At 66.0% G+C, this 21,668-nt stretch carries 20 protein-coding genes; 11 read left to right on the top strand and 9 right to left on the bottom strand.

The genetic code is table 11. The features are described 5' to 3' along the window. The first annotated feature begins 175 nt into the window (after window positions 1-175). Together ACTHQS_RS07175 and ACTHQS_RS07180 are read left to right on the top strand one after the other, a co-directional pair. Entirely contained in the window at window positions 176-2,002 is a 1,827-nt protein-coding gene (locus tag ACTHQS_RS07175) for a S8 family serine peptidase (RefSeq protein WP_440167357.1), read from the top strand. A gap of 119 nt (window positions 2,003-2,121) precedes the next feature. After that, on the top strand, window positions 2,122-2,919 hold the full coding sequence (locus ACTHQS_RS07180; protein ID WP_440167359.1) for a phosphatase PAP2 family protein: 798 nt from the start codon (window positions 2,122-2,124) through the stop codon (window positions 2,917-2,919). A gap of 25 nt (window positions 2,920-2,944) precedes the next feature. On the opposite strand, the gene ACTHQS_RS07185 is transcribed toward ACTHQS_RS07180, so the two are convergent. Then, the gene (locus ACTHQS_RS07185; protein ID WP_440167361.1) at window positions 2,945-3,262 is read right to left on the bottom strand and encodes a MerR family transcriptional regulator; all 318 of its coding nucleotides are present in this window, start codon (window positions 3,260-3,262) and stop codon (window positions 2,945-2,947) included. A gap of 141 nt (window positions 3,263-3,403) precedes the next feature. Here ACTHQS_RS07185 and ACTHQS_RS07190 point away from each other — a divergent pair, with 141 nt between their 5' ends. The 4 genes from ACTHQS_RS07190 to ACTHQS_RS07205 all read left to right on the top strand — a co-directional run bounded on the left by ACTHQS_RS07190 (window position 3,404) and on the right by ACTHQS_RS07205 (window position 6,449). Beyond that, on the top strand, window positions 3,404-3,829 hold the full coding sequence (locus tag ACTHQS_RS07190) for an Hsp20/alpha crystallin family protein (RefSeq protein ID WP_440167427.1): 426 nt from the start codon (window positions 3,404-3,406) through the stop codon (window positions 3,827-3,829). Window positions 3,830-3,890: 61 nt separating this feature from the next. Further along, window positions 3,891-4,268, top strand: coding sequence for a J domain-containing protein (locus ACTHQS_RS07195; RefSeq protein WP_440167363.1), 378 nt, complete (start codon window positions 3,891-3,893; stop codon window positions 4,266-4,268). Between the two features lie 107 nt (window positions 4,269-4,375). Next, window positions 4,376-4,753, top strand: coding sequence for a hypothetical protein (locus ACTHQS_RS07200; RefSeq protein WP_440167365.1), 378 nt, complete (start codon window positions 4,376-4,378; stop codon window positions 4,751-4,753). Between the two features lie 97 nt (window positions 4,754-4,850). Next, window positions 4,851-6,449: a glycoside hydrolase family 1 protein gene (locus ACTHQS_RS07205; protein WP_440167366.1), complete on the top strand. Its 1,599-nt coding sequence runs from the start codon at window positions 4,851-4,853 to the stop codon at window positions 6,447-6,449. Between the two features lie 26 nt (window positions 6,450-6,475). On the opposite strand, the gene ACTHQS_RS07210 is transcribed toward ACTHQS_RS07205, so the two are convergent. After that, window positions 6,476-7,588 carry an App1 family protein gene (locus tag ACTHQS_RS07210; RefSeq protein ID WP_440167368.1) on the bottom strand — a complete coding sequence of 371 codons (1,113 nt, stop codon included), beginning with the start codon at window positions 7,586-7,588 and terminating at the stop codon, window positions 6,476-6,478. A gap of 32 nt (window positions 7,589-7,620) precedes the next feature. Next, window positions 7,621-8,352 (bottom strand): DUF72 domain-containing protein, encoded by a 732-nt coding sequence (locus tag ACTHQS_RS07215; RefSeq protein ID WP_440167369.1) that lies wholly within the window; start codon window positions 8,350-8,352, stop codon window positions 7,621-7,623. Between the two features lie 63 nt (window positions 8,353-8,415). Here ACTHQS_RS07215 and ACTHQS_RS07220 point away from each other — a divergent pair, with 63 nt between their 5' ends. The 4 genes from ACTHQS_RS07220 to ACTHQS_RS07235 all read left to right on the top strand — a co-directional run bounded on the left by ACTHQS_RS07220 (window position 8,416) and on the right by ACTHQS_RS07235 (window position 12,714). Further along, window positions 8,416-10,224, top strand: coding sequence for a glycoside hydrolase family 15 protein (locus ACTHQS_RS07220; protein ID WP_440167371.1), 1,809 nt, complete (start codon window positions 8,416-8,418; stop codon window positions 10,222-10,224). Between the two features lie 114 nt (window positions 10,225-10,338). Then, entirely contained in the window at window positions 10,339-10,629 is a 291-nt protein-coding gene (locus ACTHQS_RS07225) for a hypothetical protein (RefSeq protein ID WP_440167373.1), read from the top strand. Then, window positions 10,629-11,342, top strand: coding sequence for an HAD family hydrolase (locus tag ACTHQS_RS07230; protein WP_440167375.1), 714 nt, complete (start codon window positions 10,629-10,631; stop codon window positions 11,340-11,342). Before ACTHQS_RS07225 ends, ACTHQS_RS07230 begins: the two co-directional genes overlap by 1 nt. Window positions 11,343-11,532: 190 nt before the next feature. Continuing rightward, window positions 11,533-12,714, top strand: a complete 1,182-nt coding sequence (locus ACTHQS_RS07235; protein WP_440167377.1) for a zinc-dependent alcohol dehydrogenase — start codon at window positions 11,533-11,535, stop codon at window positions 12,712-12,714. A gap of 79 nt (window positions 12,715-12,793) precedes the next feature. On the opposite strand, the gene ACTHQS_RS07240 is transcribed toward ACTHQS_RS07235, so the two are convergent. From ACTHQS_RS07240 to ACTHQS_RS07255, 4 genes are read right to left on the bottom strand one after another with little or no spacing between them, the layout of a single operon-like run. Then, window positions 12,794-13,606 carry a bifunctional allantoicase/(S)-ureidoglycine aminohydrolase gene (locus ACTHQS_RS07240; RefSeq protein ID WP_440167379.1) on the bottom strand — a complete coding sequence of 271 codons (813 nt, stop codon included), beginning with the start codon at window positions 13,604-13,606 and terminating at the stop codon, window positions 12,794-12,796. Window positions 13,607-13,623: 17 nt separating this feature from the next. Then, window positions 13,624-14,898 carry a DUF6986 family protein gene (locus tag ACTHQS_RS07245; protein ID WP_440167381.1) on the bottom strand — a complete coding sequence of 425 codons (1,275 nt, stop codon included), beginning with the start codon at window positions 14,896-14,898 and terminating at the stop codon, window positions 13,624-13,626. Window position 14,899: 1 nt separating this feature from the next. Beyond that, entirely contained in the window at window positions 14,900-16,498 is a 1,599-nt protein-coding gene (aceB, locus tag ACTHQS_RS07250) for a malate synthase A (RefSeq protein ID WP_440167383.1), read from the bottom strand. Between the two features lie 34 nt (window positions 16,499-16,532). Continuing rightward, complete coding sequence (locus ACTHQS_RS07255; RefSeq protein WP_440167384.1) at window positions 16,533-17,984, bottom strand: NAD-dependent malic enzyme; 1,452 nt, start codon at window positions 17,982-17,984, stop codon at window positions 16,533-16,535. 221 nt (window positions 17,985-18,205) lie between these two features. On the opposite strand from ACTHQS_RS07255, the gene ACTHQS_RS07260 reads away from it, so the two are divergent. Continuing rightward, window positions 18,206-18,961, top strand: a complete 756-nt coding sequence (locus ACTHQS_RS07260) for an IclR family transcriptional regulator (RefSeq protein ID WP_440167385.1) — start codon at window positions 18,206-18,208, stop codon at window positions 18,959-18,961. A gap of 102 nt (window positions 18,962-19,063) precedes the next feature. Here ACTHQS_RS07260 and ACTHQS_RS07265 read toward each other — a convergent pair whose 3' ends face one another. Both ACTHQS_RS07265 and pucL read right to left on the bottom strand, forming a co-directional pair. After that, entirely contained in the window at window positions 19,064-20,569 is a 1,506-nt protein-coding gene (locus tag ACTHQS_RS07265; RefSeq protein ID WP_440167387.1) for a nucleobase:cation symporter-2 family protein, read from the bottom strand. Between the two features lie 132 nt (window positions 20,570-20,701). Beyond that, window positions 20,702-21,610 carry a factor-independent urate hydroxylase gene (gene pucL, locus ACTHQS_RS07270; RefSeq protein WP_440167388.1) on the bottom strand — a complete coding sequence of 303 codons (909 nt, stop codon included), beginning with the start codon at window positions 21,608-21,610 and terminating at the stop codon, window positions 20,702-20,704. Window positions 21,611-21,668: the final 58 nt, after the last annotated feature.

Below are 21,668 nucleotides of genomic sequence, written 5' to 3' on the forward strand. Positions count from 1 at the left end.
CGCAGCAATCGCCAAGGGTTGGCACAGGATCATCCAAGGAGCCGGAAGCCATACGCTTCCGGCTCCTATCCTTTTGGTACAGCCATCCTTTGCCTGTTCCCGCGGCGGATTCCGCGTCCCGGGAGTGGGCCCGCTCCACCACCAAAAGGACCCCCAAATTCGTACCCGACACTTCGTGCTGCCTGCCCTCACGGCTCTGCTCTCAGCCGTCGCCCTTTCCACGGCGTCCCTGCCCGCTGCCGCTGCTCCCGCCGCTGGCCCGCCCGCCGGCGCCGGCAGCGAAGCCGGCCGCTACATCGTCCAGTACGTGCCCTCTGCCGACGTCGCCGCGGAGGTGTCCGGGCTGCGCGGCCAGGGCCTCGCCGTCGGCCGCACCTTTGAGCACGCAATCCGCGGCGCCGTTGTCACCGCCACCTCCGCCCAGGCGGCAGCACTTGCCAGGTCGGGGAAGGTGCTGTCAGTGGAGCCGGACGCCGCCGTCAAGGTTTCCGGGACCGAGCAGCCCGCCCCCTGGGGCCTGGACCGCGCCGACCAGCGGGCCCTGCCGCTCTCCGGCAGCTACTCGTGGACCGGGGCCGGCGCCGGCGTGACCGCTTACGTCGTGGACACCGGCATCCTGGCCTCCCACACCGACTTCGGCGGCAGGGTGGCAGCGGGCTGGACCGCCGTGGCAGACGGCAACGGCACCACCGACTGCAACGGTCACGGCACCCACGTGGCCGGAACCGTGGCCGGGTCAACGTACGGCGTCGCCAAGAGTGCAACCCTGGTGCCGGTCAGGGTGCTGGACTGCAGCGGCTCGGGCTACAACTCTGACGTGGTGGCCGGCTTGGACTGGATCGCCGCGAACCATGCCGCGGGAACGCCCGCTGTGGCCAACCTCAGCCTGGGCGGAGCCGCAAGCAGCACCGTGGACAACGCCATCCAGGCAGTCCTGAACGACGGCGTCACCACCGTGGTTGCCGCAGGCAACTCCGCCGTGGACGCCTGCACCGGTTCACCTGCCCGCGTCCCCGGAGCCGTCACCGTGGCAGCGAGCGACTCCGCCGACAAGCAGGCATCGTTTTCCAACTTTGGATCCTGCGTCGACCTGTACGCTCCCGGCGTCGGCATCACCTCCGACTACTACACCTCCGCCACGGCCACGGCATCCATGTCCGGAACCTCCATGGCCGCCCCGCACACTGCCGGCGCTGCCGCCCTGCTTCTCTCGCAGAACCCTGCATTGGCACCGGCCGACGTCGCCGCTGCCTTGGTAGCCAATGCCACGCCCGGAGTGATTGCCGGGGCCACCACGGGGACCCCGAACCGCCTGCTGTACACGGGAACAGACGTTGCGGCTCCCACCCCGGCTCCCGCTCCTGCGCCCACCCTCACCTCGGTCTCGCCGGCCGCCAAGGCCACGGCAGTAGCCATGGGCACGAACGTGACCGCAGTCTTCAGTGCCGCTGTCCAGGGCGTCTCCACCGGGACCTTCGTGCTCAAGAACGCTGCAGGGGCCACCGTTGCCGCCACTGTCACCTACAACTCCACCACCAGGACCGCCACCCTTGACCCGGCCGCGAACCTCGCTGCCGACGCCACCTACACGGCCACCCTGGTGGGCGGACCCTCGGCCATCCGGGACGCCGCAGGCACGCCGCTGGCCACCACCAGCTGGACCTTCACTACCGGGCCTGCGCCCACCGTCAGCAGCTACAGCCCAGGCAGCAACGCGCTCCTGGTCCGCAGGAGCAGCAACGTCAGCGCGACCTTCAGCGAAGCGGTCCAAGGCGTCAGCACAGCGACCTTCACGCTGAAAAACGCTTCCACGGGGGCTGTAGTGGCAGCTTCCGCCTACCGCAACGGCACCACCAACCAGTGGATCCTCGACCCCCAGGGCACCCTGGCGGCAAAGACCCGGTACACCGTGACGCTGACGGGAGGGGCTGCCGGAATCCGCGACACAGCGGGCAACACCCTCACCGGACTGAGCTGGCAGTTCACCACCGGCTCGTTCTAGCCGCCGAAACCGGCCCCGCGATGGAGTGAATGGCATTTCACGGGGATAATCTTCAGCCTAGGCATTCCACACGGCACGCATATGCGGCGTGCATTGAACAGGGCGCAGGGACGGGCAGATTGGCACAAAAATCAGCAGGTTCCGCAGTCACGGAACGGAACTCCGGCAGGTGGCACACCTTCCACGAAAAGTTCGTGGTGGAGGAGCGCTACATCGACCCTGCCGACCGGAGGCGCCTTTACCGTGCGTCGGTCATCCTGGCCGTCGTGGGGCTGGCACTCTTCATCGCCACGCTGGTCAGCGTGGTGCAGGCCGACGGTTTTTCGGTCGCAGACCATCCTGTGCATGACTGGCTGCTCACAACGCGTTCAGCAGCAGTCACTGCCATCATGATTTTCCTGGCCGTGTTCTTCGGTCCCATTGCCCTGCCAATCATCGTGCTGGTGGTGATCCTCATCTGGGGATTCGCCGCCAAACACGCCTGGCGCCCCATCCTGCTGGCGTCCGCGATGCTGACGGGGGTGATCATTTCGCAGATCATCCTGCACATCGTGCAGCGTTCGCGGCCCCCCGTGGACCAGATGCTGTTCGGTGCGGACCAGACCTTTTCGTTCCCGTCCGGGCACGTCCTGGGGGCCTGCGACTTCCTGCTGGTGGGGGCCTACCTGATCTTCTCCCGGCGCCGGAACCCGCGGGCAGCGGTCTTCGGATTCATCGGGGCCGGGATCGGGATTGTCCTCGCCATCGCCAGCCGCCTCTACCTGGGCTACCACTGGCCCACCGATACCCTTGCGTCGTTCTCGCTGTCGCTGCTCATCCTGGGCGCAGTCATCGCGCTGGACACCTGGCGGACCGCGAGGATCCCTGGCGAACCGATCACCGGAGAATTGTCGAAGGAAGAATCCGCCCGGGAGTAGGAACCTTCCCGGGCGGGAAGCTGCTTCACTGCGGCCGGGACCTGGCGCGCTTCAAGGCCCGGTGCAGTTTGACGTTCGCTGCCTCGAGCTCAAGGACCTTGGCCACGCCTGCCAGGTTCAGCCCCTCCTCAAGGAGTTCGCCGATCCGCTGCAGCACGGCGATGTCATCATCGCTGTACTGGCGCGTACCGCCTGCCGTCCGGGAAGGTGTCACCAGCCCCCTGGTTTCGTAGAGCCTGATGTTCTGCTGCCCGGTTCCCGTGAGTTCCGCGGCCACGGAGATGGCGTAAAGGGCACGTGAACCGGGGGAACGCGGGGGCCGTCCCGCAACAGGTTCTGCCATGTCTGCTCCCAAAAATTACTTTGCCCGGTGTCTTGCTTCAGTGTCCCACGGGTGCTATAAAAAATCTATATCCACCACCATAGATTAATGGTGGTGGAAATGCGCAGATCCAACACGTGGAAGCTGAAGGAGTGGGAAATGATGTTGATGCGTACTGACCCGTTCCGTGAGCTGGACCGGCTCACGCAGCAGGTCTTTGGAACCGCCGCCCGGCCGGCAGCCATGCCCATGGATGCCTGGCAGGAGGACGGCGAGTTCGTGGTGGCGTTCGACCTTCCCGGCGTGAAGGTGGACTCGCTGGAACTGAATGTCGAACGGAACGTCCTGACTGTCAGGGCTGAGCGGCAGGACCCCACGCAGCCCAATGTGGAGCTCGTGGCCTCGGAGCGTCCCCGTGGCGTGTTCAGCCGCCAGTTGATCCTGGGTGACACGCTGGATACCGAGAAGATCAAGGCCAGCTACGACCAGGGCGTCCTGACCCTGCGGATTCCGGTTGCCGAGCAGGCCAAGCCGCGCAAGATCGAGATCCAGACCCAGCAGGGCGGGATGCAGCAGATCAGCACTTAGGGCTTTCCTGCGTGTGCCCCTGCCGGCCGCGGCAGGGGCACCGGCGGAACGGGAGGCTGGGATGACGGATGTCCCCGATTACTACACCATCCTGGGGGTGGGCCGGGATGCCACCCGGCAGCAGATTTCCCACGCGTACCGGGCCCTCATGCGCAGCCATCATCCGGACATGGACGGCGGGCAGGCGGATGGGGACAACCAGGCAAGGGGGAACCAATCCGCTTCGACGGGCAACCCCGGGCAGCGTGACGAACTCCTGCGGATCATGCAGGCGTTCAACGTGCTGTGCGACCCCGGGCGCCGTGCCGACTATGACAGGCGGCTGGCGGCAGGTGCGCCCACCATCATTCCGGTCCGGAGAGTCCGCAGCACCGGCGGACCGTCCGGGCCTGCCATCCGTGTTACCCCGGTGCGGTGGGAAAGCGGGCCGTGGGCCTGAAAGCGGCCCCGGTCCTGAAGCCGGATTCTGCCTTGGAGTCCCGCCGGCCGTGAAGCCGGGGAAGTAGACCATGGCCGTGCCATTAATCAAAGGAGGCGGAAAGCTGCATGAGCGACTGGCGGCGCTACGATTCACACCTCATTCCCGCATTCCATGAGCGCTTTGAGCAGCGTTGGGGTCCGGGAACCGCGCCCTTCCTGGACCCCGAGGCGCACGAACAGCCGCTGCCGCGGGCGCAGTGGCTCAACCCGGCCACCGGTGCTGCCCTGGCGGTAGTCCCGGTCTGGACGGCGGACGAGAGGCAGCAGCGTTCCTTCGGTGTGTTCTACCTGCCGCCGGCGGGGGACATCTGGGTGCTGCGCCCCGGCTACACCGGATACCTTGAACCGTCGGACGGGGACACGGAGCACCTGGTGACGCTGCGCAATGACGCGTTCCGCAAGGCAGTGGCGCACGCGAAGGAGTTCCTTTTCGGTTCACAGTAGATGCCGGTGCCACTACGGAGTTGCTGCTCGTCAGCCGTCCTGCCCTGTGACATTCTGGGACGTACCCGAACCACCGTGACCAAAAGGCTGGACCCCAATGCACATCACCGCCAAGGACCTCGCAGCGCTCATCCCTCCGGGGTTCACGCTTGGCGTGGCAACCGCAGCGTTCCAGATCGAAGGGGCCCTGGATGAGGATGGGCGCGGACCCTCGGGCTGGGACAGGTTCGCCGCAAGGCCGGGAGCCATCGTGGAGGACCACAGCCCTGTGGTGGCCACGGACCATTACCACCGGATGCCGCAGGACGTTGCCCTCTTGAAGCAGCTGGGCGTCGATTCCTACCGGTTCTCCTTCTCCTGGCCCCGCATCCAGCCCGGCGGGACCGGCCCTGCCAACCGTGCAGGACTGGCGTTCTATGACCGGCTCCTGGACGAGCTCCTGGCCAATGGGATCTCGCCCATGGCCACCATCTACCACTGGGACACGCCCCTGGAGCTGGATGACGAGGGCGGCTGGATGAACCGGGACACCGCGTACCGGCTGGGCGAATACGCCGCGCTGCTGGCCGGGGCGTTCGGGGACAGGGTGGCCCGCTGGGTCACCATCAATGAACCGGCAACCGTGAGCGCGAACGGCTATGCATTTGGCCTGCACTCGCCAGGCAAGGAACTTGCCCTGGGCGCCTTTCCCACCGTCCACCACCAGTTGCTGGGCCACGGGCTCGCCGTCCAGGCGCTTCGCGCCGCGAAGGTGCCGGGTGAGATCGGGATGACCAACGTGTACTCACCCATGGTGCCGAACTCGATCAACCCGCTGGACAAGATCAGCGCCGGGATCATGGACTTGGGCCAGAACCGGTTGTACGCGGACCCGGTCCTCACGGGCAAATACCCTGACCTGATCCGTGCCGCCAAGTTCTTCAGTTCCTTCGAACACCCTGAAGAGGACATGGAGGTCATCTCCCAGCCCTTGGACTTCTACGGGCTGAACTACTACATGCCCACCAAGGTGGCGGCGGGACCCGGCGGCGGTACCGTTCCGTCAAGCATGGCGGAGGCCATGGGCAGTGACCTCAGCGCAACGGGCAGCGGTACAACGCCGTTCCACGTGGAGGCCTGGCCGGAAGCGGACATCACCGCCTACGGTTGGCCGGTCAAGCCGGAGTACATGGCCGTGGCCCTGAAGGAGATGGCGGAGCGGTATCCAAACCTTCCACCCGTGATCATCACAGAGGGCGGGGCGAGCTTCGAGGACATCATCGTCCGCGACAAGTCCACCAACACCCGGTTCATTCCGGACGAGCGCCGGCTGAAGTACCTCTCCGACCATCTGGAAACGGCATTGCGCGCCACCGCGCCCGGCGGTGTGGCAGAGTCCGTGGACCTGCGCGGTTATTACGTGTGGTCCTTCCTGGACAACTTCGAGTGGTCCGCCGGCTACAACCAGCCCTTCGGCCTGCTCCACGTGGACTTTGAAACGCTGGAGCGCACGCCCAAGGCATCCTACTTCTGGTTCCAGGAGCTCATCGAGGAACGTGACCTGGCGGCCGCTGCTGACGCCGCCATCGCCCAGGCCGTCGTCCCGGACCTGCTGGAAGGTGACGACCTTGCCGGCAGCGACGATCTCCCTGGCAGTGAGGACCTGGTGGGCAACGCAGCGCCCGACGACGGCGCATCACTGGGTGCCGGCGCGTAGGACGTGAGGGGCTGGCCCCGGAAGGGTCAGCCCCGGAGCAGGTCCAGCATGGCCAGCTGCTTGGCGATGCCGGCGCCGTCAGGGGAGTAGATCCACGGCACCCTGGATGTGGTGTGGTCGCCGTCCTCGGAGTGGCCGCCGGCAAACACCGACTCGCTGACGGACAGCTGCCGGATGGCGATCGCTGCCACCTTTTCCGGGTTTTCGGCGGCAAAGGCGGAGTAGATGGCCTCGTCATGCTGGCCGTTGTCGCCGATCAGGAGCCACCGCATGTCCGGGAATTCCTGCGCCAGCCGCTCCAGGTTGCGGTGTTTGTGGTCCTGGCCGCTGCGGAACCAGCGGTCCTGGGTGAGGCCCCAGTCCGTCAGCAGCAGGGTGCCCTTGGGGTACATGTTGCGGGTCAGGAAGCGCCCCAGCGTGGGGGCGGCGTTCCAGGGGCCGGTGGACAGGTAGATGACGGGGGCCTCGGGGTGCTCGATGGTCAGCCGGTCCAGCAGCACTGCCATTCCCGGCGTGGCCATGCGGGCCCGTTCGCTGAGCACAAAGGTGTTCCACAGCGCCAGGAAGGGCCTGGGCAAGGCTGTCACCATGACGGTGTCGTCAATGTCGGAGACGATGCCGAAATCGACGCCGGGGGCAATCACCTGGATCAACGCCTCTGCCGGCTCGGTTCCTTCCGCGCGCAGCACCGCGGTGTGCCAGCCGGGGGACAGCTGCACATCCACCTCGGTGTCGATGAGGCCGCCCCGGTCCGCCGTGACGTGGGTGACCACGTCGCCGATGGTGATTTCGACGTCGGTAAACTGCAGCGGCACCCCGGTGAAGGCACGCCAGCCCCTGATGTTCTGGTTGCCGTTCTTCGCTGCGTGCTCGGCTTTGCTTCCCGGCAGCGGCTGCTGGGTCAAAAGGACCCTCCCCAGCACCCGGACCCGGGTGGTGGAACCGTAGCCCTGGTAGGCGATGGTCTGCGGCGAGAACTTCCACCGCTTGGCCAGTGTGATCCGGACATCGTTGACCGCATCAGAGAGTCGGTGCGCCAGCCGGAAGAACTGGCTTCCCGACAGGGCGTACTGGCCTTTTTTGTTCTGCCGCGGTGCGTGTGCCGTGTCCTGGGCTGGGTTCTGCGGAGCCGTGTCCATGCCCTAACTCTGCCACAGGGCGGCAGCGGGCATCAGCCGGCGCCCAGGATCCCGCGCAGGGTCTCGGCGTTCCGCACAGCGTTCCCGCCGCCGTCGTTGTTGAAGTAGGCGTACACGTCGATGCCCGCACCGTCCCACTCGCGGATGCGCTCTGCCCACCAGTGCATATCCGCGTCGGAGTAGGAGCCGCCGTACAAGTGCTCGTGGTCGGGCCCGTGAAGGCGGACGTAGGCGAAAGGCGCGGTAGTCCGCAGGATGCAAGGCAGGTTGGCGCCGCTCATGATGCAGTAGGCCGCCTGGTGCCGCTCCAGCAGGGCGAACACCTCCGGGCAGTCCCAGCTGGGGTGCCGGAACTCCACCGCTACCCTGATCCAGGAGGGAACCGCGGCCAGGAAATAGTCCAGCCTTGCGTCGTCGCGCTCCAGTTGCGGCGGAAGTTGGACCAGGAGCACGGCCCGTTTGTCCCCCAGTTCGTGCCAGCACCGAACGATGCGCTCAATCCAGACCTCGGGTGAATAGAGCTTGCGTGCGTGGGTCAATCCGCGGGGTGCCTTGACGGACATGCTGAACCCGGGCGGCAGGCGCCTGTTCCACCCCGCGAAGGTGGTATCCCTGGGCCACCGGTAAAAGCTGGCATTCAGTTCAACCGTGCTGAACCTGGAGACGTAGCACTGGAGCCTGTCCCGGACGGGCAGCCCGGGCGGGTACAGGACGTTCACCCAGTGGTCGTAGCTCCAGCCGGAGGTGCCGATGTGGATAGCCATTTCCCTCAGGCTACACCTGCAGTTTTCCCTTCCCTTCGAAGCCCTGTGTGGCAGGGTAATGTCATGGCGCGAATTGAAGACTATGCGGTAGTTGGCGACCTTCACACCGGTGCCCTGGTCAGCAAGGAAGGCTCGATCGACTGGCTCTGCCTCCCGCGGTTCGATTCCCCTGCATGCTTCAACGCGCTGCTGGACACGCCTGACTCGGGACGCTGGCTGCTGGCACCGGAGGGCGGTGGAGCGTGCACCCGCCGGAGCTACCGCGACGGCAGCCTGGTGCTGGACACCGAGTGGGAGACGCCGGACGGAACGGTTCGCGTTACCGACTTCATGCCGCCCAGGGATTCCGTTGCTGACATTGTCCGCATAGTGGAGGGCGTCAGCGGAACTGTCAAGATGCACGGGGAGCTGGTCATGCGGTTCGACTACGGCCACATCGTGCCGTGGGTGCGCAAGGACAAGCGCGGGCTGCACGCCATAGCCGGCCCGGACGCCGTCTACCTGGTCACTCCCGCGCCCCTGCACGGCGAGAACATGCACACCGTCAGCGACTTCACCGTGAGCGCCGGTGAGAAGGTGCCGTTCGTGCTGACCTGGGCGCCAAGCCATGTGGGACGGCCGGTCAGCGTCGATGCCGAGGACGTCCTTGAGAGCACCTTTGCGTTCTGGCGCGGTTGGTCCTCGCAGTGCACCGTCAAGGGGAAGTACCAGGACGCGGTGGTCCGTTCCCTGGTGACGCTCAAGGCGCTGACCTACGCCCCCACCGGGGGTATCGTCGCCGCCGTCACGACGTCCCTGCCGGAGCAGCCGGGCGGCCAGCGGAATTGGGACTACCGCTACTGCTGGCTGCGGGATGCCGCCATGACCCTGCAGGCCCTGCTCGCTGCCGGTTATACGGCTGAGGCTGCTGCCTGGCGGGACTGGCTGCTCCGTGCGGTTGCCGGCGACCCCGCCGACCTGCAGATCATGTACGGGATCCACGGCGAGCGGCGGCTGCCCGAGATGGAGCTGCCCTGGCTGAAAGGCTATGAAAACTCGGCGCCCGTGCGGATCGGAAACGCGGCCGCGGAGCAGTTTCAGCTGGATGTGTGGGGTGAAGTGCTGGACTGCCTGGCGCTGACCCGGAACTCGCTGCTGAAGCACACCGACGAGGCCTGGGACGTGCAGATCGCGTTGATGGAACACCTGGAAACGATCTGGGACCAGCCGGACAACGGGCTATGGGAAATTCGGGGCCCGCGCCGGCACTTTACCCATTCCAAGGTGATGGCGTGGGTGGCGGCGGACCGTATGGTGAAGGGCGTCCGCGAGTCCGGCCTGCCCGGTCCGGTGGAGCGGTGGGAGGCGCTGCGGGACCAGATCCGCGAGGACATCATGGCCAACGGATTCGACGCCAAACGCAATACATTCGTCCAGTCCTACGGCCGCCCGGAACTGGATGCCAGCCTCCTGCTGATTCCCAGGGTGGGCTTCCTGCCCAACGACGATCCCAGGGTCATCGGCACCATCGAGGCCATCCAACGGGAGCTGACCCAGGACGGGTTCGTGCTGCGGTACAAGCCGGAAGAGAGCGACGACGGCCTGCCGGGCGACGAGGGTGTCTTCCTGGCCTGCTCATTCTGGATGGTGGAGGCGCTCCTGGGTGCGGGGCGCCACGAGGAATCGCGCGAACTCTTCGAACGGCTGCTGGAGCTGCGGAACGATGTGGGGCTCCTGAGCGAGGAATGGGCGGTAAAAGCCGGGCGCCAACTGGGTAACACGCCGCAGGCATTCAGCCATTTCGCCCTTGTGACTAGCGCCCTGGAGCTCCATCAGGATACGGTTCGGCGCAGTGACACTCCCCTTCCGTCTGCACAGGCGGATTCGCGCTGAGGCGGCGCGGAGCGGGGTTGGAACTTCTCCTTCGCGCGATAGATAAGTATACTTACTAACACCTCATGGAGTGCCCCCAAGCACAGCGCCGTGATTGATGGAGGAGTGATAGTTATGGCCGGATTTTTTGAGCTCGTTGATGCCCCTGACGGTGGTTACCGGATCAGGATGATGGACGGAAGCGGAAACCTGATGGCCATCTCGGTGACCTTCCCGACGAAAAGGGCGGCTGTGGCAGGCGTGGCAATGGCCCGGGAGATCGCAGGCACGGGCCTCATCCGGGACAAGAGCCTGGATGGTGCCGGGTCCGTCATCCGTGAACGCGTGCGGCCCGTCAGTTCCCCTAAAGAGGAAGCCGCCAGGCGGAAAAAGGTGCCAGGGGTGCGACGGGCAGCGGTGGGCTGATGGCTGAATCCACCACACCCCCTGGCGGCGTCCGCCGGGGGGTCCTCTTTGACGTTGACGGCACACTCATTGATTCCTCGTACATCCACACCATCGCGTGGTGGGGTGCATTCCGCCAATATGGCTACGACGTCCCCATGGCGGCCATTCACCAGCTCGTGGGCATGGGCGGTGCCCGGTTGGTGGACAACCTCCTGCCGTCCGGCCGCGACCGGGACGAGGACCAGGACATCATGGCCAGCCATGGCGCGCTGTATGCCTCGCACTGGCCCTCGCTCCGCAGCCTCGATGGTGCCAAGGACCTGCTGGGCCAGTGCCACGCCGGCGGCCTCGCGGTGGCCCTGGCCTCCTCTGCGCGGCAGCGGGACCTGCAGGTCATGCGCTCCGTGCTGGATGCGGACGCCTTCATTGACGCCGCCACCAGTGCCAACGATGCGAAGGAGAGCAAGCCCGCGCCGGACATCCTGGAAGCAGCGCTGGATGCCGTGGGTGTCGAGGCTGCCAATGCCGTCTACGTCGGCGATGCCGTCTGGGACATGAAGGCGGCCGCTGCCCTGGGCATCCCGGCTATCGGGGTTACCTGCGGCGGCATCCCGGCATCCCAGCTCCGTGAGGCAGGCGCCGTCGAGGTATATGAAGGGCCCCGCGATCTGCTGGAGAACCTGGGGTCAAGTGCCATCGGCCGGTTGCTTGCGCTGCAGCCGCACTCCTAAGTCCTCCTGGTCACAGGGGCTGTCCCCCGGCATGGAATCCTCGTCGCCGGCGACGGCGGCCGCCTCAACCTATTGATCAGCATGCTTACTTTTTCCCCGCAAAACCGATACGGTCGAAGAAAGGGTGCCCGCGGGTGCCCTGCCCCGCCCAAGGAGACCCCCATGGGCAAAGCAGAGCGAAAGGGAGACTGTGAAAGCACTGACGTGGCAAGGAAAACGGTCGGTAAGCGTAGAAGAAGTACCCGATCCCGTCATCCAGGAACCTACCGACGCGATCGTCCGGATCACCTCCACCGCGATCTGCGGCTCGGACCTGCACCTCTACGAGGTCCTGGGCCCGTACATGCACAAAGGCGACGTCATTGGCCACGAGCCGATGGGCGTCGTGGAAGAAGTGGGAAGTGGTGTCACCAACCTCCGCAAGGGCGACCGGGTGGTGATTCCGTTCAACATCTCCTGCGGCTCCTGCTACATGTGCAAGCAAGGGCTGCAGTCGCAGTGTGAAACCACGCAGGTGAAAGAGAAGGGCTCCGGCGCAGCACTCTTTGGCTTTTCGGAGCTGTACGGGTCGGTTTCCGGCGGCCAGGCCGAATACCTTCGCGTCCCGCACGCCGACTATGGCCCCATCAAGGTGGGCAGCGAGCTTCCCGATGAACGCTACCTGTTCCTCTCGGACATCCTCCCCACCGCCTGGCAGGGGGTGGAGTACGCCAATGTTGAACCCGGCGGCGTCCTGACGGTTTTCGGGCTCGGGCCGGTGGGCCAGTTCGCGGCCCGGATCGGAGCGCACCGCGGTTACCGGGTCATCGGCGTCGATCCCGTCCCGGAACGGCGCGAGATGGCCGCCCGGCATGGAGTTGAAACGCTCGATTACGCCAAAGGCGTCGCTGACGAACTCCGGGAGATGACCGACGGGAGGGGCCCGAACGGCATAGTTGACGCCGTCGGAATGGAAGCGCACGGTTCACCGGTGGCAGGGTTCGCGCACCAGGCGCTGGGGCTCCTGCCGGACAAGCTGGCGCAAAAGGCGATGGAGACAGCGGGTGTGGACCGGCTTGCGGTGCTGCATACCGCCATTGATGCGGTGCGCCGCGGCGGCACCCTGTCGCTGAGCGGTGTCTACGGCGGCCAAGCCAGTCCGATGCCGCTGCTGACCATGTTCGACAAGCAGCTTCAGCTGCGCATGGGCCAGTGCAACGTACGGCACTGGACCGACCAACTGCTTCCCCTCGTGGAGGACGACGCCGATCCGCTGGGCGTCATGGACCTGGTCACCCATCGCTCCAACCTCGATGGTGCACCCGCCCTCTACGAGAAGTTCCAGAAGAAGCAGGACGGCTGCATCAAGGTGGTCCTCAACCCGGGCGCCTGATGCCCTAAACCCACAGCAGGCGCCGTTGCGAGGTTTGTAACGGCGTCTGCTGCTGTGTCCGGGTAGGCCAGCGAAAAGCCTAGGTGAGCTTCACCTGGCGGTTCATGTCCTTGTAGAGCAGGTAGCGGAACTCACCGGGACCGCCGGCGTAGCAGGCCTGCGGGCAGAAGGCGCGCAGCCACATGAAGTCGCCGGCTTCCACCTCCACCCAATCGTTGTTCAGCAGGTACATGGCCTTGCCTTCCAGGACGTACAGGCCGTGTTCCATTACGTGCGTTTCGGGGAACGGGATCACGCCGCCGGGCTGGAACGTCACGATGTTCACCTGCATGTCGTGGGCGAGGTCGCTTGAGTCCGTGAACCGGGTGGTCTTCCAGACGTCGTTGGTGTCCGGCATGGACGTGGGCTCGATGTCCTTTTCGTTGGTGACGAAGGACTTGGCCTCGTAACCCTCCAGCCGTTCGTAGGCCTTGCGGATCCAGTGGTAGGACACGACGTCGTCCGAAACGTTCTCCACGCCCCACTCCGAGCCGGCCGCGAGATAGGCGTAGCCGCCTTCCTCAAGCTGGTGCAGTTCGCCGTCGAGGGTCAGGTTGAGCTTGCCCTTGGTCACGAAGACGACGCCTTCCACGCCTGCCTCGAATTCGGCCTTCGGGGCACCGCCGCCGGGAGCGATTTCGACGATCAGCTGGGAGAACGTGGTGGCGAAACCCGAAATGGGGCGGGCGATGATCCAGGAGCGGGTGTTGGAGAAGCCCGGAAGGTTGGACGTGACGATGTCCGTCATCACGCCCTTGGGGATGACAGTGTAGGCCTCGGTGACGATGGCGCGCTCGGTGGTCAGGTGGGTCTGCGGCGGCAGTCCGCCGCTGGGGGAGTAGTACTTGCCCATGAATGGATTCCTTTGGCTTAGGAGTTGGAAGTGGTGGCCAGCCGCGGGTGCGCCAGTGCGGTGAGCTGCGGAATTCCGACGCCGGCCAGCGCCTGGACTTCCTCGGCCCCCACGGCGCCGCACTGGACCCCACGGAGCACGAAAGCGGCCAAGGCGCGGGCGGTGGCGGGCTCGTCCATGACGCCGCCCTCGGTCCGTTCCACGTAGTTGCGCAGCCGGGCGGCAGCGGCCGGCAGGCCCTCCCGGTAAAAGGCGTAGGTTGCGGCGAACCGGCTGGCCAGCTGGGCCGGGTGCAGGTCCCAGCCCTGGTAGTAGCCGCGTTCCAGTGACCGCCGGACCAGCCGGCCGTGCAGCTGCCAGGCGTTCTCCACGTTGTCACCTACGGGGATGATGTTGGTTGAGCCGTCGGAGAGCCGGATGCCGGTGCCTGCCACAGCCAGCTGCATGACTTCCTTGGCGAAGTCCGCCACGGGGTGCTCCATGGACTGGTACTCCGCTGAGATCTGCAGCGACGCCGAGTAGTCGTAGGTGCCATAGTGCAGTCCGCTGATCCGGCCCGGGACGGCGTGCGGCAGCTGCGCCACCGGCGACGTGCCGTCCGGTCCCAGGATCAGCTGCGGGGTCTCCACCTGCACCTCGAACCGCAGCCGGCCCGCAGGGAGTGAGTGGACTTCCTCAAGCCGGGACACTGCATAGTCCATGGCCTGCACCTGGGCCACCGTGGTGACCTTGGGCAGGGTCAGGACCAGGCCGTCCGGCAGTTCGCCGGCTGCGGCGAGGCCGGAGATGAACAGGTCAAGGGTGCGCAGGCCGCGGGCCCGGGTGGGAGCCTCGAAGCACTTGAAACGGATGCCGATGAACGGGGGACCGGAGCCGGCAGCGACTGCCTGTGCCACCGCGGAAGCTGCGGCGACCGCGGCGGCGTCCTCGGCGTCGTCGCCCCTGTCCCCGAAGCCATCCTCAAAGTCCAGGCGCAGGTCCTCGATCGGCTCCTCCGCCAGCTTTGCGGCCACGCGGCCGGCCACGGCCCCGGCGAGGCCGGCGTCCTGGCCCAGCAACCGGCCCAGCTTCTCGAAGCCGCCATGCGCTTCCGCCGTCGCCGTTGCCTGGGCTCCCCAATCGGCAGCGAACGACGGCGTAAAGCGGTCCGCGGGGACGTACACCGTGTGCACGGGCTGGCGGGAGCCGTCGTCGCCCGGGTAGTTCCGTTCCAGCAGCCGGTCGGTGGCGGCCAGTTGCCCGTCAATATGTGCGAGGTCCCCTGCCGAGAGCGAGGGCTTTGGTGCGGCCATCTCAGTCCACCAGCTCGTAGGCAGGTGTGGTGAGGAAGTCCGTGTAGTCCTCGGAGAGGCAGATGTCAGCGATCAGCTCGCTGGCAGGCTGGTAGTAACGCCGGAACGCCTCGTCGCCGAATTCGGTGCGGAGCCGTTCGGTCTCCTCGCCCAGGATCTTCTCCACCAGCTCCTTGGTGACTGTGTTGCCGGTGTCCGCCAGGATGGACTTGTTGCGGATCTGCTGCCACACCTGGGAGCGGGAAATCTCGGCCGTGGCGGCGTCCTCCATCAGGTTGTGGATGGCCACGGCGCCGTTCCCGGACAGCCACACCGCCGTGTAGGCGACTGCGACGTAGAGATTCAGGCGCAGGCCGGCCTCGGTGACCTGGCCGCCGGCAGACTGGACGTCCAGCAGCTGCTCTGCGGTGACCGAAACCTCCGGGCGCTGCTTGTCCACCTGGTTGGGCTTGTCGCCAAGCACGGAGTCGAAGACCTCGCGGCAGGTGGGCACCAGGTCCGGGTGGGCAACCCAGGAGCCGTCGAAGCCGTCGTTTGCCTCGCGGGTCTTGTCCGCGCGGACTTTCTCGAAGGCGGCCTCGGTGACCTCCGGGTGGCGGCGGTTGGGGATGACCGCTGCCATGCCGCCCATGGCGAAGGCGCCGCGGTTGTGGCAGGTCTTGACCAGGAGCTCGGTGTAGGCGCGCATGAAGGGGGCGGTCATCACCACGGAGGCGCGGTCCGGGAGGACGAACTCCTCGCCGGCGTCGCGGAAGTACTTGATGATGCTGAACAGGTAGTCCCAGCGGCCGGCGTTGAGGCCCGAGGCGTGGTCCCGCAGTTCGTAGAGGATCTCGTCCATCTCGAACGCGGCCGGGATGGTCTCGATCAGGACGGTGGCGCGGATAGTGCCTTGGTTCAGTCCCAGGTAGTCCTGGGCGAAGACGAAGACGTCGTTCCACAGCCGGGCTTCGAGGTGGCTTTCCATCTTGGGCAGGTAGTAGTACGGGCCCTGTCCGTTAAGCACCAGCTGCTTGGCGATGTGGAAGAAGTGCAGCCCGAAGTCCACGAGGGCGCCGACGGCCGGCTCACCGTTCACCAGCAGGTGCTTCTCCTGCATGTGCCAGCCGCGGGGGCGGGCCACCACGACGGCGAGCGGCGCGTCGGTGCGGAGCCGGTACTCCTTGCCTTCCTCCGACGTGTAGCTGAGGGTCCCCAGCGCGGCATCGCGGAGATTCAGGATGGCATCGATGACGTTGGCCCAGGTGGGCGTGCTGGCGTCCTCAAGGTCCGCCAGCCACACCTTGGCGCCCGAGTTCAGGGCATTGATGGCCATCTTCGCCGGCGAGGCGGGGCCGGTCATCTCCACCCGGCGGTCCTGCAAAGCCGCCGGTGCCGGCGCAACTTTCCAGTCGCCGTCGCGCACGTCCTTGGTCTCCGGCAGGAAGTCCAGCCTGCCGGTCTCGGCGACGTGCTGCCGCTTGACGGCACGCGCCGCCAGGAGCTCGTTGCGCGTGCCGGCGAACCGGGTGTGGAGCTCCTCCACGAAGGCCAGTGCCTTGGGCGTGAGGATTTCCTCTGCGCGGTCGATTGGACGGGGATCTGTGACGGTGATGGCCATTTCTGGTCCTTTCCTTGGGCTGGAAGTCGGGCGGTCAGGCGGAGGCCAGTGCAGGCGCTGGTTCCGCGGCGGGATCGGCCGGGCCGGCAGGTGTTGCCACGTTTGATGCGTGCGCCGCGGCAGCCACGGCTGCTGCGACGTCCGCGGTCACGTGCGGGTCGAAGATGCTGGGGATGATGTAGCTCGCATTGAGCTCATTATCATTCACCCGGTTGGCGATTGCCTCGGCGGCGGCAACCAGCATGTCCGGGGTGATGTCGCTGGCTCCGGCATCCAGGAGCCCGCGGAAAAGGCCGGGGAAGGCCAGGACGTTGTTGATCTGGTTGGGGAAGTCGCTGCGGCCGGTGGCTACGACGGCGGCGTGCCGGGACGCGGCGGCCGGGTCCACCTCGGGCGTGGGGTTGGCCATGGCGAAAACGATGGCGTCCTTGGCCATGGACGCGATGTGCTCTTCGCCGAGGATGTTCGGTGCGGAGACGCCGATGAAGACATCGGCGTCCACCATGGCCTCGTGCAGGGTGCCGGCGAAGCCATCCTGGTTGGTGTTTTCGGCGATCCAGGTGCGGTGCGGATCGTTGTACGTCTCACCCTTGTGGATGGCACCGGATCGGCCGGCGGCCACAATGTGCCGGGCGCCCTGGGCCTTCAGCAACTGGATGATGGCGGAGCCGGCGGCACCGACCCCGGAGACCACGATCTTCACGTCCTCGATCTTCTTGTCCACCACGCGGAGGGCGTTGACCAGGGCAGCGAGGGTCACGATTGCCGTACCGTGCTGGTCGTCGTGGAAGACCGGGATGTCCAGTTCCTCCCGGAGGCGGGCCTCGATCTCGAAGCAGCGGGGCGCGGCGATGTCTTCCAGGTTCACGCCGCCGAAGACCGGTGCCAGGAGCTTGACGGTGCGGATGATTTCCTCGGTGTCCTGGGTATCCAGGCAAACGGGCCACGCGTCGACGTTGGCGAACTGCTTGAACAGGGCGGCTTTGCCCTCCATGACCGGAAGGGCCGCAGCGGGCCCGATGTTGCCCAGGCCCAGCACCGCCGATCCGTCGGTGACCACGGCCACGGTGTTGCGCTTGACGGTCAGGTTGCGGGCGGCTGCAGGGTCCTCGGCGATGGCCAGGCAGACGCGGGCGACGCCGGGGGTGTAGGCGCGCGAGAGGTCGTCGCGGTTGCGCAGCGGAACTTTGGGGACGACTTCGAGCTTGCCGCCGAGGTGCATCAGGAAGGTGCGGTCGGAGACGTGCTGGACGGTGACGCCGTCGAGCGCGTTAAGGGCGTCCTTCACGCGGGCTGCATGCGCATCGTCGGTGGTGTTGCAGGTGACGTCAACGACGAGGGTCTCGTGGTGGGACTCGGTGACGTCCAATGCGGTGATGGCGGCGCCGGCAGCTCCGACGGCTGCGGCAAGCTCGCTGGTGGCGCTGAAGCTTGAGGGTGCTTCCACACGCAGGGTGATCGAATTTCCGGGGCTGGGGTTCGCCATTGAATGTCCTCCTGATTTGGCCTGGTCCGGCTTCTGCTCTGATCCGAATGTTTTCGTATTATGGATATTATTGTCTACTTTATGGAAATACAACCCCTCCGAATGCGACTGTCCTCCTGCATCGCCGTGGGAACGGCCGTGCTGTATCTTGGGTGTTCTAAGCAATTCTTTTCACGATGCGGATAAGAGTTGTCGGATCCCGAGCAGCAGGAGACAACGGAATGGCAGAAAAAGCCTCTGGTGGGGTGCAGTCGGTAGAGCGCGTCTTCGAACTGCTGGAGCTCATCACTGATGCCGGCGGCGACGTCACCCTCAGTGAACTGTCGTCCTCCACGGACCTGCCGCTGCCCACCATCCACCGCCTGCTCCGCACCCTGGTATCGCTGGGGTACATCCGCCAGCTGCCCAACCGGCGCTACGCGCTGGGCCCCCGGCTCATCCGCTTGGGGGAGGGTGCCAATAAGCAGCTCGGCGCCTTGGCGCAGCCCCAGCTGAAGGTCCTGGTGGACCGGCTGGGGGAGACCTCCAACATGGCGGTGCTGGATTCGGACATGGTGATCTATGTGGCCCAGGTCCCCTCGCTGCACTCCATGCGCATGTTTACCGAGGTGGGCCGCCGCGCCCACACCCACGCCACCGGCGTGGGCAAGGCCATCCTGGCCCAGCTCGACGACGACACCGTGCGGGGCATCGTTGCCCGCGCGGGCATGCCAACACCCACGGCGAAGAGCATCGGCGACGTGGATGAACTCCTGGCGGACCTCAAGCTCATCCGCGAGCGGGGCTACTCCATTGACGAGGAGGAGCAGGAGCTGGGCGTCCGCTGCTTCGCCATGGCCGTACCCAACGCCCCCACGCCCTCGGCGATCTCGGTCTCGGGCCCCGTGTCCCGGGTGGATGAGAACTTTGCGGACAAGGCCGTGCCCATCCTCCGGGAAGCGGCCGAAGCAATCTCCCGCGAGCTCAACCGCACCTGACCTCCCCACGCGGCCTCCCGCCGTCGTTCCCTCTCGTCGAGATGGCAGTTCGCAGCAGTGTTTCTGGGAGACACTGCCGCGAACTGCCATCTCGCGCGAGGTTTAGTGTTCTGACGCCTTCTCGGCTGACTGGACGGGGACTTCCTTGCCGTCGCAGTCGATGAGCTTGCCGTTTTCGAACCGGTCACCTTCTGCCAGGCAGCGAAGGTCCTCCGCGCGCACCAGGCGTTCGGTGCCTGCGACGAACACGGACTGGTTGTCCGAGTTGCCGGCCCGGAGGTGGTTGAACAGCAGGTTCAGCAGGATGGCCATGACGGCGGCCGAGCTGATGCCCGAGTGGAAGATGGTGCCGAACCAGGACGGGAACTGGTCGTAGAACGTGGGGGCGGCGATGGGGATCATCCCGAAGCCGATGGAGGCTGCCACCACGATCAGGTTCATGTTGTTCTTGTAGTCCACCTTGGACAGGGTCCGGATGCCGCTTGCCGCGACCGTTCCAAAGAGTACGACGCCGGCGCCGCCCAGGACAGGGGTGGGCACCGCAGCGACCACGCGGCCCAGGACGGGCAGCAGGCCAAGGACCACCAGGATCACGCCGCCGGCGCTGACCACGAACCGGCTCTTGACGCCCGTGATGGCCACCAGGCCGACGTTCTGGGCGAACGCGCTCTGGGTGAAGGAGTTGAAGAGCGGGGAGACGGCGCTGGAGAGCATGTCCGCGCGCAGGCCGTTGCCGATCCGCTTGGAGTCCACCTTGGTGCCCACGATCTCGCCCACCGCGATGATGTCAGCGGAGGTCTCGGTGAGGGTTACCAGGATGACGATCAGCATGGAGATGATCGCGGCGACCTCGAACGTGGGCGGTCCGAAGGCGAAGGGGGTGGGGAAGGCGACGATCTCGCCCTGGCCCACCTTGGAGAAATCGGCCATACCGAAGACGACGGCGATCAACGTGCCAAGGACCATGGCCAGCAGGATGGACAGCCGGGAGATGGCGGCGCTGCCCACCTTGCTGAGGAGCAGGACGATGCCCATCGTGGCTGCTGCCAGGCCGATGTTTGCGACGCTGCCGTAGTTGGGCGCCTTGCTGTTTCCGCCCATGGCCCAGTTGGCGGCGACCGGCATCAGCGTCAGGCCGATGGTGGTGATCACCGTGCCAGTGACGACCGGTGGGAAGAACCGGATGATCTTCGAGAACAGCGGTGTGATCAGCAGGCCGATCAGTGAGGCTGCGATGACCGAACCGAAGACGGCCTGGATTCCCCCGCCGCCATGGACGATGGCCACCATGGTGGAGACTCCGGCGAAGGAGACGCCCTGGACCAGCGGCAGTTGCGAACCGAAGAAGGGGACGCCGACGGTCTGCAGGATGGTGGCCAGGCCGCCCACGAAAAGGCAGGCCGCAATGAGCAGGCCGATGTCCTGGGAATTCATCCCCGCGGCGGCGCCGATGATCAGGGGCGGGGCTATGATGCCGCCATACATGGTGAGGACGTGCTGGAAGCCGTAGGCAAACATGCTTCCAATGGGGAGCCGCTGGTCTTCCGGGCGGGCCGGCCGTGCGCCTTTGCCGGCGGCTGCGGGGGCCGGTTTCTTCTTGATGTTCATGGCAGACTTTCTTGGTTCATGGCAGACGTCATCGTCTGGCTAACTGGTGTCTGGCTAACAGGTGAAGCTAGGGGTGTGGGGCGTCGTGGCGGGCCCAACCGCTGGCTGGGCCCGCTTGGTCGAAGTGGGGTTCTAGCAGAAGCCGGCGATGCCGGACCAGGCAGCCGGGGCTGCTGCGGCGTCGTCGCGCTGGACGGTGGCCTCGATCAGGCCGTAGGGGCGGTCCGCGGCGAAGAAGACCTCGTTGGGGTTGTCCAGGCCGAAGGGGGAGAGGTCCACCAGGAAGTGGTGCTTGTTGGGCATGGAGAACTTAATCTCGTCAATTTCGCTGTGTGCCTCAAGGACCTTGGTGCCCATGTCGAACAGGGTCTGCTGCAGGGCATGGGAGTACTTCTCGGTGAAGCCTTCAAGCAGGAGGGCCTTGACGTCGTCGTAGCTCTTGTTGAAGTCCAGGCTGTTGAAGTCGGTGCCGGTCTTGAAGCGCCAGCGGGCCGAAACGTCGGTGGCGAGGATCCGGTCGGTGGTCTCGGGCAGCGTGGTGTAGCGGTCCCGGGGGTAGCCGACGAAGCCGGACTGGGTGGACTTCAGGACGGTCAGGTCCTTCAGTCCGGAGATGAGGTGGCTGGTGGCGCCGTCCCTGACCAGGACGGCGGTCCGGACTTCCTGCCCGTTCCGGACGAACGAGTGGTCGTGTTCGCTGCCGTGCGCCTGGATCCGGTCCCAGGCGTAGGACTCGGCTTCCCAGCGTCCGCCGGTGACCCAGTCGAAGCTGGAAGTGAAGTGCTCGCCGAGGCGCAGAAGGAACTCTTCCGGCGACCCGATGCCTTCACGGGCGAAGGCGTAGATGGTGTTCTTTTGGGTGTCGGTGGCCACCACGTGGGCGTTGTCGCCCTCCAGGTGGGCCGCTGCAAAGTCGCCGCGCAGCTGCGAGGTGACGTTCAGGTCCTCAATCTCGTGGCGGTTCGTGTCGCGGGTGATCTTGACGACGCGAACTTCTGCCTTGCCGTACTGGTTTTCGCCGAGGATGATCTTGCTGCTCATGGTCTGTTCCCAACTTCCCGTAGGTGGAACCTAGGTTCCATCACTGAAATTAAGCGCG

This window comes from Arthrobacter sp. SAFR-044, from assembly GCF_051965175.1.
Taxonomy (GTDB): Bacteria; Actinomycetota; Actinomycetes; order Actinomycetales; family Micrococcaceae; genus Arthrobacter.